The following is a 15,613-nucleotide window of genomic DNA, read 5'->3' on the forward strand; positions in this document are numbered from 1 at the left end:
CCGGATCTAGTCGCGCCTTGCGCGCAATCACCATGGAGGAGAAAGGAATGCGTTCCATGCGTATCGTCAGAAACCTGCTTTGCGGCGCCGCGCTCGCGGCTGCCATGGCCGGGTCGGCCGCGGCCAAGGACCTCAACAGCATCGGCATCTCGGTCGGCCTGCTCGGCAACCCGTTCTTCGTGGCCACCATCAAGGGCATCGAGGACCGGGCCAGGGAGATCAATCCGGATGTGAAGATCACCTCGGTCTCGGCCGACTACGACCTCAACAAGCAGGTCTCGCAGATCGACAGCTTCATCGCGGCGGGCGTCGACATCATCATGCTCAACGCCGTCGATGCCAGCGCCATCGCGCCCGCCGTGCAGAAGGCCAAGGATGCCGGCATCGTGGTCGCCGCCTTCGACGTGTCGGCGCCCGGCGCCGACGTGACGGTGATGACGAACAACGTGAAGGCCGGCGAGATCGCCTGCCAGTACATCGTCGACCAGATCGGCGGGGAAGGCAACGTCATCATCATCAACGGCCCGCAGTCGTCCTCCATCATCGACCGCGTGAAGGGCTGCAAGAGCGTGTTCGAGCAGAACCCGGGCATCAACATCCTGTCCGACGACCAGAACGGCCAGGGCTCGCGCGAAGGCGGCCTCGACGTGATGCAGGGCCTGCTCACCCGCTTCGACGACATCGACGCGGTGTTCGCCATCAACGACCCGACGGGCATCGGCGCGGAGCTTGCCGCCCGGCAGCTCAACCGCACGGACTTCATCATCACCGCGGTCGACGGCGCGCCGGATATCGAGCAGGCGCTCAAGACCGGCAACTCCATGATCAAGGCGTCCGCCTCGCAGGACCCCTATGTCATGGCCGGCCAGGCGCTGGAGATGGGCTACAAGGCGCTCCAGGGCGAGACGCCGGATCCGGATACGGTGCTCCTCGACCCGAAGCTCATCACGGCGGAGAACGTCGACGAGTACCAGGGCTGGACGGCGGTCCGCTGATCCGAGCTCTCGTCCCTCGCGTGCAGCCGGCCCTCACCGGCTGCACGCTCTTCCCAAGAGGTTATTTGCGATGTCCAAGTTCGGCATTCACTCCTTCGTCTGGAGCGCAGGGTCTTCCCGGCAGGAGCTCGAGGCGGCGCTGACGCGCAGCAAGGAGGCAGGATTCGATCTGATCGAGCTCTCCTATCTCGACCCGAAGGTGGTGGATATCCCCTGGCTCGCCGGGCGCCTCGAAGACTTGGGGCTCGGCGTCGCCATCAGCATGGGCCTGCCGGCCGACGGCGACATTTCCAGCGCCGATACCGATATCGCGCAGAACGGGGTGGAGATCCTCGACCGGGCCGTCGCGCTCACGCGCGACCTCGGCGGCACCAAGCTCGGCGGCATCCTCAGCTCCGCGCATGGCTATTCTCCCGAAGCACCGACCAGAGCCGCGTGGGATCGAAGCGCGGGCAATCTCGCCAAGGTAGCGGACCGCGCGAAGGCCGCAGGCGTCACGCTCAATCTGGAGATCGTCAACCGCTTCGAGAGCAACCTGCTCAACACCGCCGCGCAGGGGCTCGCTTATATCGAGGACACCAGTGCCTCGAACGTCTTCCTCCACCTCGACACGTTCCACATGAACATCGAGGAGGCCGATCTCGGTCTGGCGCTGCGCAACGCCGCGGACAAGGTGGGCTATGTCCACATCGGCGAGAGCCATCGCGGCTATCTCGGCACCGGCAGCATCGATTTCGCCGCCGTTTTCGACGCGCTCGTCGCCATCGGCTACGACGACTACGTCACCTTCGAATCCTTTTCGTCTGAAATCGTCGACAAGGACCTGTCGCTGAAGACCGCGATCTGGCGCAATCTCTGGTCCGACAATGTGGACCTCGCCCGCCACGCCCGGACATTCATCGCGCTGGGGCTGGAGACGGCCCACCGCAAGGCGGAGCTCGTCAGGCAGGATCAGCGGCCGGCTCGGTAGCCGGGCTGCTGCAGCGCCGGTGGAATACCGACGTTCAGGCATGGATCCTCGGGCTCGACCCGGGGATCCATGCCTGAACCGTGAACCACCACCAGCGTTGGTCACTACAAACTTGCTACGTCCTGCTCGACACGTGGTTGAGCGCGATCACCCATCGTCCGGCACGCTTGCGCATCAAACGTGTGTTGATCCCCTGCTGCGGATCGACCGGGCGGTCGAGCATGAAATCGCTGACAAGTTGCGCCGCATCGGGCGCCAGCATCTCGACGCGGATATTGCTGAAGCGCAGGCGCCCGCGCCTTTCAGGGTCGCCGCCGTAGTCGCGGATGTAATGGTCGAGCGTGCCCTGCCAGTCCTCCTGCATGCGGCCGCGTGAGACAAAGACGACGTCGGGATTGGCGAAACCTGCCATGTAGCCCGCAAAGTCGCCGCGGTTCCACGCCGCTTCCATGCCGTGGATCACGGCTTCGATGGCGGCCCGCTCGCTGCCGTCGGGATCGAGCGTAGGATCAGTCATGCTTCGCCTCCGCCTCGCGCCGCACCAGCACCTCCTGCGCGGCCGAGATCAGATGCCGGCGCAGGGCCGTCTCGGCCGCCTTCGGGTCCTGGTCGAGCAGCGCATCGACGATCTGCTGGTGCTCGCTGCAGGAGCGTTTCAGCCGCCCCGTGTCGCGCAACTGGTATTTGCGGAAGGGCGCGAGCTTCAGGCGCAGCGCCGCGGCCAGCGCGACGAGATCCTCGTTATGGCTGCCGCGGAAGATCAGGTCGTGGAATTCGGTGTTGGCGCGCTCGTAGGCTTCGTGATCGCCCTTCTCAGCAAGCTCGTTCATCAGCCGGTGCAAGCTCTCGAGCTCGGCACGCTCGATCATGCTCATGCGTTGCGAAGCAATGCGGCCGCACACCGCCTCCATCTCGGCCATGGCCTCGAACATCTGGCCGATCCGTTCGGTCGATATCTGCGCCACGACCACACCCTTGTAAGGGATGCGTTCGGCCAGCGAGCGGGCGCAGAGCGCATGCAGCGCCTCGCGCACCGGAGTGCGCGACACGCCGAACCGCACGGCAATCGAACTCTCGTCCAGACGCGAGCCGCCGGACACCCGGCCGGTGATGATCTCCTCCTCGAGCTGCTCCGCGACGATGTCGCTCTGGACTTGGCGCTTCCCGGCCGGCCTGTCGAGCATGTCTTCTCCTGACTTCAAAGGTGCCCCTTATGCTTGCCGACAAAAAGTATGCAATAGGCTTGCAATCCACAGAGACAATATACAATAATGCGCCGGCTGTCAGGCAATGGCGATCTCTTTCGGGATTCAAGCGAAGGTCGCGGGAGAATCGTATACAAAAAATGCGATCCTGCTTCACTTCGTCCACAATTCGGCTAAAAGCAATCGGGCGCTGATGCCCGTTGTAGCAGAAGGGGTAACGGATGGGCTTCACCACGCGTCCGGAATTGCGGGGAACCTTCGGGGCCGTGTCCTCGACCCATTGGCTCGCCTCGGCCGTGGGCATGTCCATTCTCGAGAAAGGGCATACCGCCTTCGACGCGGCCGTGGCCGCGGGCTTCGTGCTGCAGGTGGTGGAGCCGCATCTGAACGGACCGGGCGGCGAGGTGCCGATCATCGTAACGCCTGCCGGAGCGGACGAGCCGATCGTCATCAGCGGCCAAGGGCCCTCCCCCGCCAAGGCCACGATCGCCTATTTCCGCAAGCTCGGGCTCGACATCATTCCCGGAACCGGTTTGCTGCCGGCCTGCGTTCCCGGCGCGTTCGGCGCCTGGCTGACACTCCTGCGCGACCACGGCAGCGCCGAGCTCGAAGAGGTGCTCGCGCCTGCCATCCATTACGCGGAGAACGGTCATCCGCTGGTGCCGCGCATCGCCAACACCATCGCCACCATGCGCGAGCTCTTCACCACGCACTGGCCCTCTTCCGCCGACGTCTATCTGCCGAACGGCGAAGCGCCCGAAGCCGGAAAGCTCTTCCGCAATCCTCAGATCGCCGCGCTCTATGGGCGCATCCTCGAGGAGGCGAAGACGGCGCCAAGCCGCGAGGCGCGCATCAATGCGGCGCTCGACTTCTGGTATCGCGGGCCGGTTGCCGAGCGCATCGAGGAATTCTGCGCGACGGAATCGGTGTGGGACGTCTCCGGCCGCCATCACAAGGGGCTGCTCACCGCCGACGACATGGCTGCGTTCAAGCCTGAGATCGAAAAGCCGGTCTCCGTCGCGTATGGGGAATACCAGGTCTTCAAATGCGGAGCGTGGTCGCAGGGACCCGTGCTCCTGCAGATGTTGCAACTGCTCGCGGACACGGAGATCGCCAGACTCGATCCGCTCAGCCCCGATTTCGTGCATCTCGCCGTGGAAAGCGCGAAACTCGCAATGGCCGACCGCGAGGCCTGGTACGGCGACAGCCCCGAAGTACCGCTCGGTACGCTGCTTTCCTCTTCCTATGCCGCAGAGCGCCGCGCGCTCATCGGGGAGACTGCTTCCATGGAAGTGCGCCCCGGCAGCCCGGACGGGCGCCGGCCGATCCTTCCTCCGCTCATGGAAGTCGGCACGATCCCGCAACCCGGTCTCGGCGGCGGTGAACCAACCGTCGCCCGCGACCGGCAATTGCCGAACGACAGCCAGGGCGAGCCTTCGCTCAACAAGGAAGGCGCGCAGCGGGGCGACACCTGCCAGGTGAGCGCCGTCGACCGCTGGGGCAACATGGTGTCGGCCACGCCCTCCGGCGGCTGGCTGCAGTCGAGCCCGGTCATTCCCGGCCTCGGCTTCTCGCTCACCACGCGCGGGCAGATGTTCTGGTTGGAGGAAGGGCTGAACTCGTCGCTGAAGCCTCGCGTGCGGCCGCGCACCACGCTCACGCCGTCGACGGTCCATCGCGGCGGCGTCCCGTATCTCGCCTTCGGCACGCCGGGCGGCGACCAGCAGGACCAGTGGCAACTCCTGATGCTTCTGCGCCATATCCATGGCGGCATGAACCTGCAGGAGGCCATCGATGCGCCCGCCTTCCATACGGATCACCTGCCGAGTTCCTTCTGGCCGCGCGAGATCAGCTTCGGCTCCGTCACGCTGGAGGCGCGTTTCCCCGGTGAAACAGTCGAAGAGCTGCGGCGGCGCGGCCATGTCGTGACGGTCGGTGACCCGTGGTCCGAAGGCCGGCTCTCGGCCGTCGCCCGGGAAATGGACCGGGGAAGCCAGATCATAAAAGCGGGGGCGAATCCCCGCGGCATGCAGGGCTACGCCGTAGCCCGATAGAGTAATTCCGGGAAAAGCGGCCACCGCTTTCCGTCCGGAATCGCGCAAGAACAACAAGTGGAACGCAGCCAAAAGAGGGAATAGTGATGAAACCGATCCACCTCGCACTGATGACGGGAATCGCGCTGGGCGTGCTCGGCGCCGCACCGGCTTCCGCCCAGTCCGTGCTCAACATCGCATTGCAGGACGATCCGGACACGCTCGATCCGGCGACCAACTGGAGCTTCGTCGGCCGGCATGTCCTCCAGTCGCTTTGCGACAAGCTGGTCGACATCGACGCGGAGGGGCAGATCGCGCCCATGCTCGCCACGAGCTGGGAATGGAGCGACGACAGCAAGATGCTCACGTTCAAGCTGCGCGAGGGCGTCACCTTCCATGACGGTGAGCCCTTCAATGCAGAAGCGGTGAAATACAACCTGGAGCGCGCGCTCACCATGGAGATCTCGCGCCGCAAGGCGGAGATCAGCTCCATCGACAGCGTCGAGGCCGTCGACGAGCATACCGTCCAGATCACGCTCAAGGAGCCGTCCGTCCCGCTGCTCGCCGCGCTCAGCGACCGTGCCGGCATGATGATCAGCCCCAAGGCCGGCGAGGAGCTCGGCGAGAACTTCACGTCGAGCCCGGTCTGCTCCGGCCCCTACAAATTCGTCGAGCATGTCGCGCAGGACCGCATCGTGCTCGAGAAATTCGCTGACTATTACAACGCCGGCGACTACCACTTCGACCAGCTGGTCTTCCGCGGCATGCCCGACAGCAATGTGCGCCTGCTCAACCTGCGTTCGGGCCAGATGGACCTGATCGAGCGCCTGGCGGCGACCGACGTGGCCTCGGTGAAGTCGGAGTCGAACCTGGCAGTCTCGCCGGTGGTGGGCCTCGGCTATTACGGCATCACCTTCGATATCGGCGGTGAGGGGGCCAATCTCGACATCGCGCAGAAACAGGCCGTTCGCGAGGCCTTCAGCCTTGCGATCGACCGCAACGCCATCAACCAGGTCGTGTTCGAGGGGCAGTTCGCCACCGGCAACCAGCCCTTCCCGCCGTCCAGCTTCTACTACGACAAGGACAATCCGGTGCCCGAGCGGGATGTGGAAGCCGCCCGCGCCAAGATGCAGGAAGCCGGCGTGGACGAGGTCGAGTTGGAGCTTCTCGTGCCGACCGATCCCGAACGCCAGCAGGTGGCGCAGATCATCCAGGCCATGGTGGGCGAGATCGGCATTAAGATGGAGATCAAGCCGACCGAGCTGATGACGCTGCTCGACATCGCCCGTCAGGGCAAGTTCCAGGCGCATCTGGTGGGCTGGAGCGGCCGTGTCGACCCAGACCTCAACATCACGCCGATGCTTGCCTGCGGCGCGGCCGGCAACGACGCCCATTACTGCAACGAGGAGCTCGACGCCGTCCTGGCCGAGGCCCGCGCAGTGGCGGACCCCGAGACGCGCAAGGCGAAGTACAAGGAGGCGGTCGAAATCCTGCTTCATGATCTTCCGATCGTCTATCTCTACCACTCGCAGTGGATCTTCGCGCACAACGCCAAGCTGCAGGGGTTCAACCCCTATCCGGACGGCATCATCCGGCTTGTCGGCGTGACGATGGCGGAATAACCGGCGATCGCGTGAACGACACTCGCGAGCACAAGGCGGCAATCGCGTCCCCGGCCCGCCCCCCTCGGGCCGGGGACGTCGCGCGTCCGCTCCTGGAAGTGCGCGACCTCGGCGTCACCTTCCACAATGACGGGCGCAGGGTCCATGCCGTGGACGGCGTCAGCTTCACGGTCGAGAAAGGCCGGACGCTCGGCATCGTCGGCGAATCGGGCAGCGGCAAGAGCGTCACCTCGCTCTCCGTGATGCGGCTTCTGCCGCGTCATGGGGCGGAAGTATCGGGCAGCGTCTTCTTCGAGGGGCGCGAGCTTCTCGGCGCGCCCGAGAGCACCATGCGAGACCTGCGCGGCAACCGGCTCGCGATGATCTTCCAGGAGCCGATGACCTCGCTCAACCCCTCCTACACGATCGGAGAGCAGATCACCGAGGTCATCCTCCGCCACCGCAGGATCAGCCGCTCCGCCGCGAGGGAGCGCGCCATCGCCATGCTGAAGCTGGTGCGGATCCCCTCGCCTGAAATCCGCTACGACCAGTATCCGCACAATCTCTCCGGCGGGATGCGCCAGCGCGTGATGATCGCGATGGCGCTTTCCTGCGACCCGGACCTCCTGATCGCCGACGAGCCCACGACGGCACTGGACGTCACCATTCAGGCGCAGGTGCTCGATCTCATGAAGGATCTGCAGGAGGAGACCGGCACGGCGATCATCCTCATCACGCACGATCTCGGCGTGGTGGCCGAGGTCTGCGACGACGTGATCGTCATGTATGCCGGCCAGGTCGTCGAGCATTGTCCGGTGGAAGAGCTTTTCTCCTTCCCGCAGCATCCCTACACCGTGGGGCTGCTTGGCTCGCTTCCAAGGCTCGAAGAGGAACGGGAGCGACTCGTCTCCATCAAGGGAACGGTGCCGGACCTCGCTAACCCGCCGAAGGGCTGCCGCTTCCAGTCCCGCTGCCCCTTCCGGATCGGGAAATGCGCCGAGATGCCGCCCTTGATCGAGGTATCGGCCGGTCATTTCAGCCGCTGCTGGCGGGCGCCGCTGTCGGAGATGGCGCTATGAACGCCATTGCGCCCATCCTCGAAGCGCGCAATCTCGAAAAGCGCTTCGTCGTGAAGAAGACGCTGCTCGGCCGTCCCCTCCTCGAGGTGCGCGCGGTGGAGGGTGTTTCCCTTTCTCTCATGCCCGGCGAGACCCTGGCGATCGTGGGCGAATCAGGTTGCGGCAAGTCGACCATCGGCCGCCTCCTTGCACGGCTCATCGAGCCCACCGCCGGCACGGTGGTGCTCGACGGGCAGGACATCACGAGCCTCAGTCACCAAGCCATGCGGCGCCAGCGGCGGCAGATCCAGCTTGTCTTCCAGGATCCCTATGCCTCGCTCAATCCGCGCATGACCATAGGCCAGGCGATCGCCGAGCCCCTGATGCTGCACGACGTCGTGCCCGCGGCCCAAAGGGCGAAGCGCGTGGCGGAGCTTCTGGAGATGGTCGGGCTCAGGCCGGAGCATGCCGGCCGCTACCCGCACGAGTTCTCCGGCGGGCAACGCCAGCGCGTTGTCATAGCCCGCGCGCTGGCGCCCGAACCCAAGGTCATCGTCTGCGACGAGGCGGTCTCCGCGCTCGACGTCTCGATCCAGGCGCAGATCCTCAACCTGCTGAAGGACATCCAGGCGCGGCTCGGCCTTTCCTTCATCTTCATCTCGCACAATCTGAGCGTCGTGAAGCACATCTCCGACCGCGTGGCGGTGATGTATCTGGGCAAGCTCGTGGAACTCGGCACCACGCGCGAGATCTTCTCCGCGCCGCGCCATCCCTATACCCGCGCGCTGCTCTCCGCTATCCCTGCGGCCGTGCCCCATGCCGAGAGAAGGACGGAAGGGCTCACGGGCGACCTGCCGAGCCCTCTGGAGCCGCCGCCGGGATGCAGGCTCCACACGCGCTGCCCTTATGCGCGGGAGGCATGCAAGACGGTGCCCATGGTGCTCGATTTCGAACCCGGCGGCCACGGCAATGCCTGCGCCTTCTGGCAGGAGCTTCCGCCTGCCGAAGCGCTGCTTCCGACGGCCGGCATCCGCAATCCGAAGCTCGACCGGCTCTTCGCCGCCTTCGACGATTTCACGCCGCGCGCGATGGAGGACACGGCATGACCACGCTGCTCGCCCGCCGCCTGCTCCAGCTCGTGCCGACGCTGTTCCTCCTGTCGCTCATCATCTTCTCCCTGCAGCACCTCCTGCCCGGCGACCCGGCCCTGGTGCTCGCGGGCGAGAACCCCGACCCGGAGACGATCGCGCGTATCCGCGCCGCATACCATCTCGATCAGCCGATCTTCGTGCAGTATCTCTACTGGATAAAGGGCGTCTTCATGGGCGATCTCGGGGTGTCGCTGCGGCACAACCAGCCGGTCCTCGACCTGATCCTGCAGAAGCTGCCCGTCACCCTCCAACTCGCCGTCATGGGCATCCTGATCGCGCTCATCCTGGGCATCGCAGGCGGGCTGATCTCGGCGGTGAAGCGGGATTCGGCGGTCGACTACGCCACGAACGTGGCTTCGCTCGCCGGCATCTCCATCCCCAATTTCTGGCTCGGGATCATGCTGATCCTCTTCTTCTCGGTGCATCTCGGCTGGCTGCCGGCTTCGGGCTATGTGAGCCCGTTGAAGGACTGGCGCATGAACCTCGCCACAACGGTCATGCCGGCCTTCGTGCTCGGCACGGCGGTCGCCGGCATCATCATGCGTCACACGCGCAGCGCCATGCTCCAGGCGCTCGAAAGCGATTATGTGCGCACCGCACGCGCCAAGGGCCTCTCCGAGCGAACCGTGGTCCTCAAGCACGCGATGCGCAACGCGCTCACGCCCATCATCACGCTGGGCGCGCTTGAATTCGGCGCGCTGCTTTCCGGCGCCGTGCTCACCGAGCAGATCTTCACCATTCCCGGTTTCGGAAAGCTGATCGTCGACGCGGTCTTCACGCGCGACTATGCGGTCGTCCAGGGAGTCGTTCTGGTGACCGCGGTCTTCTACATCGTGCTCAATCTTCTGGCTGATATCGGCTATGTGCTCGTCAACCCGCGTCTGAGGAGCTGATCTTGGAAGCGGCCATCCCAAAACCGGCAGAAAATCCCCTGCAGGCCTTCTTCGCCAGCCGCACATGGCGGCGCCTGGTGCGGCGCAAGAGCGCCGTTTTCGGCCTTGCGGTCGTGCTGTTCGTCATTGCCGTTGCCATCCTGGCGCCGGTGCTGGCGCCCTATGATCCCACCGCACAAAGCTGGACGGCGGTGCGCCAGCCGCCATCGGCGGATTATTGGCTCGGCACGGACGAAACGGGCCGCGACATCCTCTCGCGCATCATCTACGGCGCCCGCGCCTCGCTGATGGCGGGCCTCATTTCCGTCGGCATCGCCATGGCGATCGGCGTGCCGCTGGGGCTTGCGGCCGGTTTCATCGGCGGCCTGATCGACGGCCTCATCAGCCGCTTCACCGACGCGATGCTCGCATGCCCCTTCCTGATCCTCGCCATCGCCTTCGCCGCCTTCCTCGGCCCCAGCCTGACGAACGCGATGCTCGCCATCGGCATCACCGCAATGCCGCTCTTCGTGCGGCTCACGCGCGGGCAGGTCCTTTCCATCAAGGCGGAGGACTATGTCGAGGCGGCGCGCGCGGTGGGCAACCCGCAATGGCGCATCGCCTTCCGCCACATCCTGCCCAACGTCCTGCCGCAGCTCATGGTGCAGGCGACGCTGACGATCGCTGCCGCCATCATCGCGGAGGCGAGCATGTCGTTCCTCGGCCTCGGCCAGCAGCCGCCCGCGCCCTCTTGGGGTTCCATGCTCAACTCCGCCCAGCGCTTCCTCGGCAACGCGCCGTGGATGGCGCTGTGGCCTGGCATGGCGATCTTCCTCACCGTGCTGTCCTTCAACCTTCTGGGCGACGGGCTGCGGGATGCGCTCGATCCCCGCTCCAAGTAACCGCCGGAACCGAATGGCCGCAGACGCATAAAGGAACGCATCTTGTATCTCGACCTGGATTGGCCCGAAGTCGTTGCGCTTGTTGCGGGCGTCCTCCTTACCGGCTCGATCGGCGGCATCCTTGCCGGACTGCTCGGCGTTGGCGGCGGCATCGTCGTCGTGCCCGTGCTGTTCTGGCTCATGGAGCTTCTCGATTTCCCCAGCGATACGGCGAGCCATCTCGCGGTCGCCACGTCGCTCGCCACCATCATCCCGACATCCATCTCCTCCATGCGCGCCCATGCCAAGCGCGGCACGGTGGATACCGGTCTCCTCAAGCTGTGGGGGCCGCTCGTCTTCCTCGGTGCGCTGATCGGCGGCATCCTCTCGCGCTATATTCCCGGCGAAGGACTGCGCGCCGTCTTCGGCGTGGTGGGAATCATCGTCGCCGTCAACATGGCCATCCCGAAAACGCTGGTCCTGTCCGATCACCTGCCCGCTTCCCGCATCGTCAATGGCTGCATCGCCGGCGTGATCGGCTTCATCTCGTCGTTGATGGGCATCGGCGGCGGCACGCTCTCCGTGCCCACGCTCTCGCTTTTCGGCTACCCCGTCCACAAGGCCGTGGGGACCGCCGCCGCCCTGGGCCTGCTGATCGCGCTGCCGGCGGTGGCGGGCTTCATATGGGCCGGCTGGGACATGCCGGAACGCCCGCCGCTCAGCCTCGGCTATGTCAATCTCGCGGCCGTGGCACTCATCGCCCCGGTCAGCTTCCTCTGCGCACCGCTCGGTGCGAGGCTCGCCCACGCCATGAACGCACGTTACCTGAAGATGGCTTTCGCCTTCTTCCTGTTCGTCACGGCGGTGCGGATGCTGATGAGCTGATCCTTGCCGCCTACGCCCGACGGATGAGATCGCCGACCGGGGCGCGAGATTGAAAATGAGCGCAGCGCCCTGCAGGACGAGGATTCCCCGTCATGCCCGATCGAAAGCGGTAGGCCGAGAGGCCGGTGATCCGCCAGCAATGACGGATTGACTTGCATGTGGTTGAAGCCGATCTTTATACGCCAACGGGTCGGTGCCCGCGCGCATGCAGGGTGCCATCGGCGGTCATCTGCGTGATCGAGTTCGGAGGCGGGAGGAGATGAGCATTACGCCTGTCATCATGAGCGGAGGCGCCGGATCGCGGTTGTGGCCGCTTTCGCGGGAAGCCCGTCCGAAGCCCTTCATCGAGCTGCCCGACGGGACCACCCTGATCAGCCGGACCTATGCCCGCGCGGCCAATCTCGACCGGGTCGAGCGCATCGTCACTGTCACCAACCGCGAGCTCCTGTTCCTCACCGCCGACGCCTACGCGGATGCCAGGGCGCCGCAACGCGGGAACACCTATCTTCTGGAGCCGTTCGGGCGCGACACCGCAGCCGCCGTCGCTCTCGCCACGCTTCATGTCCATGCCGTTGAAGGGCCGGGGGGCATCCTCCTCGTCCTGCCTTCGGATCATCTGATCCTCGACGAGGCTGCCTTCGCGCAAGCGGCCGGAGAGGCCGCTGCAATGGCCGAAGAAGGCCGTATCGCCACGTTCGGAATCGTGCCGGAAAGGCCGGAACCGGGCTACGGCTACATAGAAGCCAAGGACGGAAACGTGCTGCGCTTCGTGGAAAAGCCGGACGCGAAGAAGGCGGCCGATTACGTTTCGAGCGGCCGCTTCTACTGGAACTCGGGCATGTTCTGCTTCGCGGCCGGGACCATGATCAAGGCCATGCAGGAGCACTGCCCCGAGGTGCTGGCCGGCGCTCGCGCTGCTTACGAGGCCGCGCGCACATTCCACTCCGACAACCGCACGGTCTTCGAAATCGACCGGGAGAGCTTTGCCGCCACGCCCTCGATTTCGTTCGACTATGCGGTGATGGAAAAGGCGCAGAATGTCGGCTGCATCGCGCTCGATTGCGGCTGGTCCGATATCGGCTCCTGGGCGGCCGTGGCGGATCTCACCGCGCCCGACGAGAACGGCAACCGCTCGCGCGGCGAAACCGTACTGGAGGGTACGCAAAACTGCTTCGTCCATTCGGAAGACCGGCTGGTGGGGCTGGTCGGCGTCACCGACCTCCTTGTCGTGGACACGCCCGACGCCCTCCTCGTCGCCCACAAGGCGAAGGCGCAGGAGGTGAAGCATCTCTTCAACAGGCTCAAGGAACAGGGGCACGAGGCCGCGAAGCTGCACCGCACGGCGCACCGCCCCTGGGGCACCTACACGGTGCTCGAGGAAGGCGACCGCTTCAAGATCAAGCGGATCGAAGTCAAGCCCGGCGCGCGGCTGAGCCTGCAAGCCCATCATCATCGCTCCGAGCACTGGGTGGTGGTGAGCGGAACCGCCAAGATCGTCAATGGCGAGCAGGAGATCCTGCTTGCGACCAACCAGTCCACCTATATCCCCTGCGGGTTCAGGCACCGGCTGGAAAATCCGGGAATCCTGCCGCTCGTCCTCATCGAGGTGCAGAGCGGCGACTATCTCGGCGAGGACGACATCGTGCGCTTCGACGACGTCTACGGGCGGGCGTAGGGGTTTCGACCGGCCGTCAAAGGGAAAGACTCCGCCCTTTCATACCCCCTCTGGCCTGCCGGCCATCTCCCCCCTTGAGGGGGGAGATTGCATCTGCCGCTTGCTCACCACCGCCAATATACGCCCGCGATTGGCGAAAGTCGTCGCCACGGCTGATCTCCCCCCTTGAGGGGGAGATGGGCGGCAGGCCAGAGGGGGGTGCGAAGGGCGCTGGCTGTGCCATGCCGACGCCGCCGGGATCATCTCACTCCACCTTCGCGTCCCGCTGGAAGATCCAGTCGTGGTCGGGGTGGTTCTTGAAGCGCCAGGCGCGGCGCGGCCCGGCCATGACGTTGAGATAGTACATCTCATAGCCGTAGGGCGCGGCGCAGGGATGATGTCCGCGCGGGACGAGCACCACGTCGTGGTTCGAGACGGCCATGGTCTCGTCCAGGCTGCCGTCCTCCGTGAAAACCCGCTGGAAGCCGAAGCCCTGCGCCGGGTTCAGCCGGTGGTAATAACTCTCCTCCAGATAGGTCATGTTCGGGAAGTCGTCCTCATCGTGCCGGTGCGGCGGGTAGGACGACCAGTTGCCCTGCGGCGTAAAGACCTCCGTCACCAGCAGGCTGCCGGCAACGTCGCGATCCTCCATGGCAATGTTGTTGATGTAGCGGGTGTTCGCCCCCTTGCCGCGCTCGGTGAGCGCAATGCCGGCGGGGCCGATCACCTGCGCATCATGCCCGCCCTCGCCCGGCGCCGAGCAGACCGCGAGCGTGCAGTCCGTGGTGGCCTTAGCCGACCAGTGGGAACCGTTCGGGATATAGGCCGCATGCGGCGGGCGGCGCTCGAAGACATCCATGCGGTCGCCAAGCTCGCCGAAATCCTTCCCGTCGGCGGCGATCTCCGCCTTGCCTTCCACCAGCACCAGGATCACCTCGCGGTCGCCGGTCTCCTCCTGCGCCGTCTCGCCCGCCTTCAGGCGGTAGAGGCCGAAGCCCACATAGCTCCAGCCGGCCGAGCGCGGGGTGACGTCGTGCACCTTGCCGGCGGTGCCTGCGGGCTTGACGAGGAGTTGCGGCATCGTCTTCTCCTTACTCCGTCTTGTTTTCGGTGCCCGCCTCGGGCTTGTAGTCGATCAGGAATCCCCAGACGCAGTAGACGCCGAGGCCGGCAAAGAGCGTGCCCCAGAAGGGGTTGCCCATGATGAATTCGAACAGCCCCCAGCCGAGGCAGAGCGCGATGATGGCCAGCCGCCGCCAAAGCGGCCGGAAGAAGGGGTGGTCGAGATCGAACAGCTTTTGCATTTGGTGAATATAGACCGCGCTCAGCCGCGGTCCAGCCCGGCAGCTCTGGCCGCCTCTTTGAGCGCCTCCAGCCCCATCGACTGATAGGTCACCGGGTCGGCCTTGCGCGGGTCCTGCTCGGCTTCGATCACCAGCCAGCCCTCGTAGCCGTGCTCGGCGGCGACCTTCAGCACCGGCTCGAATTCGATCCCGCCTTCCGGATCACCCGGCACGGTGAAGACGCCGCGCCGCACACCTTCGAGGAAGGAAAGCCCCTCCTCCTCCACTTGTCGGCGGATCGCCGGGCGCACGTTCTTGGCATGGAAATGGCGCACGCGCGGCATGTAGGCGCGGGCGAGCTCCACCGGATCCGAGCCGCCGAACCAGGCGTGGCCCGTGTCGAGCAGAAGCTTCGTCGCCGGGCCGGTGCCCGCCATCAGCCGGTCGATCTCCTCGCGCCTCTCGACGATCGTGCCCATGTGATGGTGGTAGACGAGATCGATGCCCTGACTGCCGCAATGTTCCGCGATCGCCTCCACGCCGGCACAGAAGGCAGGCCAGCGATGATCCTCCAGCACCGGCTTGTCCTTCAGCGCCACCGCGTCGTTGCCATGGATCGCATTCGACGTTTCGCAGACGATGCAAACCTTGCAGTCGTTCGCCTTCAGCATGTCGAGATGCGGCTGGATCGCCCGCTTCTCCGTCTCGATGTCGTTGGTAAGCAGGTTCAGCGAATGCCAGCCGGAGACGAATATGAGCCCGTGCTGTCCCAGCACCGCCTTCAGCTCCCTGCCGTCGGAGGGCATCTTGTGCCCCTTCTCTATCCCCTCGAAGCCGATCTCGGCGGCTTCCCGCAGGCACTGCTCCAGCGGGATATACGCGCCGATCGACCGGTCGTCGTCGTTCGACCAGGCGATGGGGTTGGTACCGTAGCGGATCATCGGTCAGCCTCCTGTGGGCAACGGCCGGGGAGGCTTCGACGTCCAGGCATGGATCCTCGGGCCGAGCCCGAGGATGACGACGTT

The 15,613-nt window shown here is 65.5% G+C and carries 15 protein-coding genes; 10 read left to right on the forward strand and 5 right to left on the reverse strand.

Translation table 11 applies throughout. The features are described 5' to 3' along the window. Positions 1-56 precede the first annotated feature (56 nt). Both PVE73_RS20195 and PVE73_RS20200 read left to right on the forward strand, forming a co-directional pair. Positions 57-995, forward strand: a complete 939-nt coding sequence (locus tag PVE73_RS20195; RefSeq protein WP_277367527.1) for an ABC transporter substrate-binding protein — start codon at positions 57-59, stop codon at positions 993-995. Between the two features lie 70 nt (positions 996-1,065). After that, positions 1,066-1,965 carry a sugar phosphate isomerase/epimerase gene (locus PVE73_RS20200; RefSeq protein ID WP_277363960.1) on the forward strand — a complete coding sequence of 300 codons (900 nt, stop codon included), beginning with the start codon at positions 1,066-1,068 and terminating at the stop codon, positions 1,963-1,965. Positions 1,966-2,080: 115 nt separating this feature from the next. Here the strand turns inward: PVE73_RS20200 and PVE73_RS20205 are convergent, their stop codons facing one another. Together PVE73_RS20205 and PVE73_RS20210 are read right to left on the reverse strand one after the other, a co-directional pair. Next, positions 2,081-2,482, reverse strand: coding sequence for a nuclear transport factor 2 family protein (locus PVE73_RS20205; RefSeq protein ID WP_277363961.1), 402 nt, complete (start codon positions 2,480-2,482; stop codon positions 2,081-2,083). Next, positions 2,475-3,149 carry a GntR family transcriptional regulator gene (locus PVE73_RS20210; protein WP_277363962.1) on the reverse strand — a complete coding sequence of 225 codons (675 nt, stop codon included), beginning with the start codon at positions 3,147-3,149 and terminating at the stop codon, positions 2,475-2,477. Before PVE73_RS20210 ends, PVE73_RS20205 begins: the two co-directional genes overlap by 8 nt. A gap of 242 nt (positions 3,150-3,391) precedes the next feature. On the opposite strand from PVE73_RS20210, the gene PVE73_RS20215 reads away from it, so the two are divergent. The 8 genes from PVE73_RS20215 to PVE73_RS20250 all read left to right on the forward strand — a co-directional run bounded on the left by PVE73_RS20215 (position 3,392) and on the right by PVE73_RS20250 (position 13,326). Then, entirely contained in the window at positions 3,392-5,224 is a 1,833-nt protein-coding gene (locus PVE73_RS20215) for a gamma-glutamyltransferase family protein (protein ID WP_277363963.1), read from the forward strand. 86 nt (positions 5,225-5,310) lie between these two features. Next, positions 5,311-6,825: an ABC transporter substrate-binding protein gene (locus PVE73_RS20220; RefSeq protein WP_277363964.1), complete on the forward strand. Its 1,515-nt coding sequence runs from the start codon at positions 5,311-5,313 to the stop codon at positions 6,823-6,825. A gap of 41 nt (positions 6,826-6,866) precedes the next feature. Then, complete coding sequence (locus PVE73_RS20225; RefSeq protein WP_277367528.1) at positions 6,867-7,883, forward strand: ABC transporter ATP-binding protein; 1,017 nt, start codon at positions 6,867-6,869, stop codon at positions 7,881-7,883. Then, a complete protein-coding gene (locus PVE73_RS20230; protein ID WP_277363965.1) occupies positions 7,880-8,968 on the forward strand; it encodes a dipeptide ABC transporter ATP-binding protein in 1,089 nt (362 codons plus the stop codon). The genes PVE73_RS20225 and PVE73_RS20230 overlap by 4 nt, the downstream gene beginning before the upstream one ends. Continuing rightward, a complete protein-coding gene (locus PVE73_RS20235) occupies positions 8,965-9,906 on the forward strand; it encodes an ABC transporter permease (RefSeq protein ID WP_277363966.1) in 942 nt (313 codons plus the stop codon). The genes PVE73_RS20230 and PVE73_RS20235 overlap by 4 nt, the downstream gene beginning before the upstream one ends. Positions 9,907-9,920: 14 nt before the next feature. Then, positions 9,921-10,787, forward strand: a complete 867-nt coding sequence (locus tag PVE73_RS20240) for an ABC transporter permease (protein WP_277367529.1) — start codon at positions 9,921-9,923, stop codon at positions 10,785-10,787. Between the two features lie 42 nt (positions 10,788-10,829). Further along, the gene (locus tag PVE73_RS20245; protein WP_277363967.1) at positions 10,830-11,651 is read left to right on the forward strand and encodes a sulfite exporter TauE/SafE family protein; all 822 of its coding nucleotides are present in this window, start codon (positions 10,830-10,832) and stop codon (positions 11,649-11,651) included. Positions 11,652-11,910: 259 nt separating this feature from the next. Continuing rightward, positions 11,911-13,326, forward strand: a complete 1,416-nt coding sequence (locus PVE73_RS20250) for a mannose-1-phosphate guanylyltransferase/mannose-6-phosphate isomerase (RefSeq protein ID WP_277363968.1) — start codon at positions 11,911-11,913, stop codon at positions 13,324-13,326. 244 nt (positions 13,327-13,570) lie between these two features. Here PVE73_RS20250 and iolB read toward each other — a convergent pair whose 3' ends face one another. Genes iolB through iolE form a run of 3 tightly spaced genes read right to left on the reverse strand, consistent with a single transcriptional unit; the run spans position 13,571 to position 15,529 of the window. Continuing rightward, complete coding sequence (iolB, locus tag PVE73_RS20255) at positions 13,571-14,386, reverse strand: 5-deoxy-glucuronate isomerase (RefSeq protein WP_277363969.1); 816 nt, start codon at positions 14,384-14,386, stop codon at positions 13,571-13,573. Between the two features lie 10 nt (positions 14,387-14,396). Continuing rightward, positions 14,397-14,600 carry a DUF3329 domain-containing protein gene (locus tag PVE73_RS20260; protein WP_277367530.1) on the reverse strand — a complete coding sequence of 68 codons (204 nt, stop codon included), beginning with the start codon at positions 14,598-14,600 and terminating at the stop codon, positions 14,397-14,399. A gap of 29 nt (positions 14,601-14,629) precedes the next feature. Further along, positions 14,630-15,529, reverse strand: coding sequence for a myo-inosose-2 dehydratase (gene iolE, locus PVE73_RS20265; protein ID WP_277363970.1), 900 nt, complete (start codon positions 15,527-15,529; stop codon positions 14,630-14,632). Between the last annotated feature and the right edge of the window lie 84 nt (positions 15,530-15,613).

The organism is Chelativorans sp. AA-79, from assembly GCF_029457495.1.
Classification (GTDB): Bacteria; Pseudomonadota; Alphaproteobacteria; order Rhizobiales; family Rhizobiaceae; genus Chelativorans.

Bases quoted from the DNA above. Each gene is read 5' to 3' on its own strand.
- PVE73_RS20205 (WP_277363961.1), bottom strand. From the start codon at position 2,482: ATGACTGATCCTACGCTCGATCCCGACGGCAGCGAGCGGGCCGCCATC.
- PVE73_RS20215 (WP_277363963.1), top strand. From the start codon at position 3,392: ATGGGCTTCACCACGCGTCCGGAATTGCGGGGAACCTTCGGGGCCGTG.
- PVE73_RS20195 (WP_277367527.1), top strand. From the start codon at position 57: ATGCGTATCGTCAGAAACCTGCTTTGCGGCGCCGCGCTCGCGGCTGCC.
- PVE73_RS20250 (WP_277363968.1), top strand. From the start codon at position 11,911: ATGAGCATTACGCCTGTCATCATGAGCGGAGGCGCCGGATCGCGGTTG.
- iolB (WP_277363969.1), bottom strand. From the start codon at position 14,386: ATGCCGCAACTCCTCGTCAAGCCCGCAGGCACCGCCGGCAAGGTGCAC.
- iolE (WP_277363970.1), bottom strand. From the start codon at position 15,529: ATGATCCGCTACGGTACCAACCCCATCGCCTGGTCGAACGACGACGAC.
- PVE73_RS20230 (WP_277363965.1), top strand. From the start codon at position 7,880: ATGAACGCCATTGCGCCCATCCTCGAAGCGCGCAATCTCGAAAAGCGC.
- PVE73_RS20210 (WP_277363962.1), bottom strand. From the start codon at position 3,149: ATGCTCGACAGGCCGGCCGGGAAGCGCCAAGTCCAGAGCGACATCGTC.
- PVE73_RS20235 (WP_277363966.1), top strand. From the start codon at position 8,965: ATGACCACGCTGCTCGCCCGCCGCCTGCTCCAGCTCGTGCCGACGCTG.
- PVE73_RS20200 (WP_277363960.1), top strand. From the start codon at position 1,066: ATGTCCAAGTTCGGCATTCACTCCTTCGTCTGGAGCGCAGGGTCTTCC.
- PVE73_RS20220 (WP_277363964.1), top strand. From the start codon at position 5,311: ATGAAACCGATCCACCTCGCACTGATGACGGGAATCGCGCTGGGCGTG.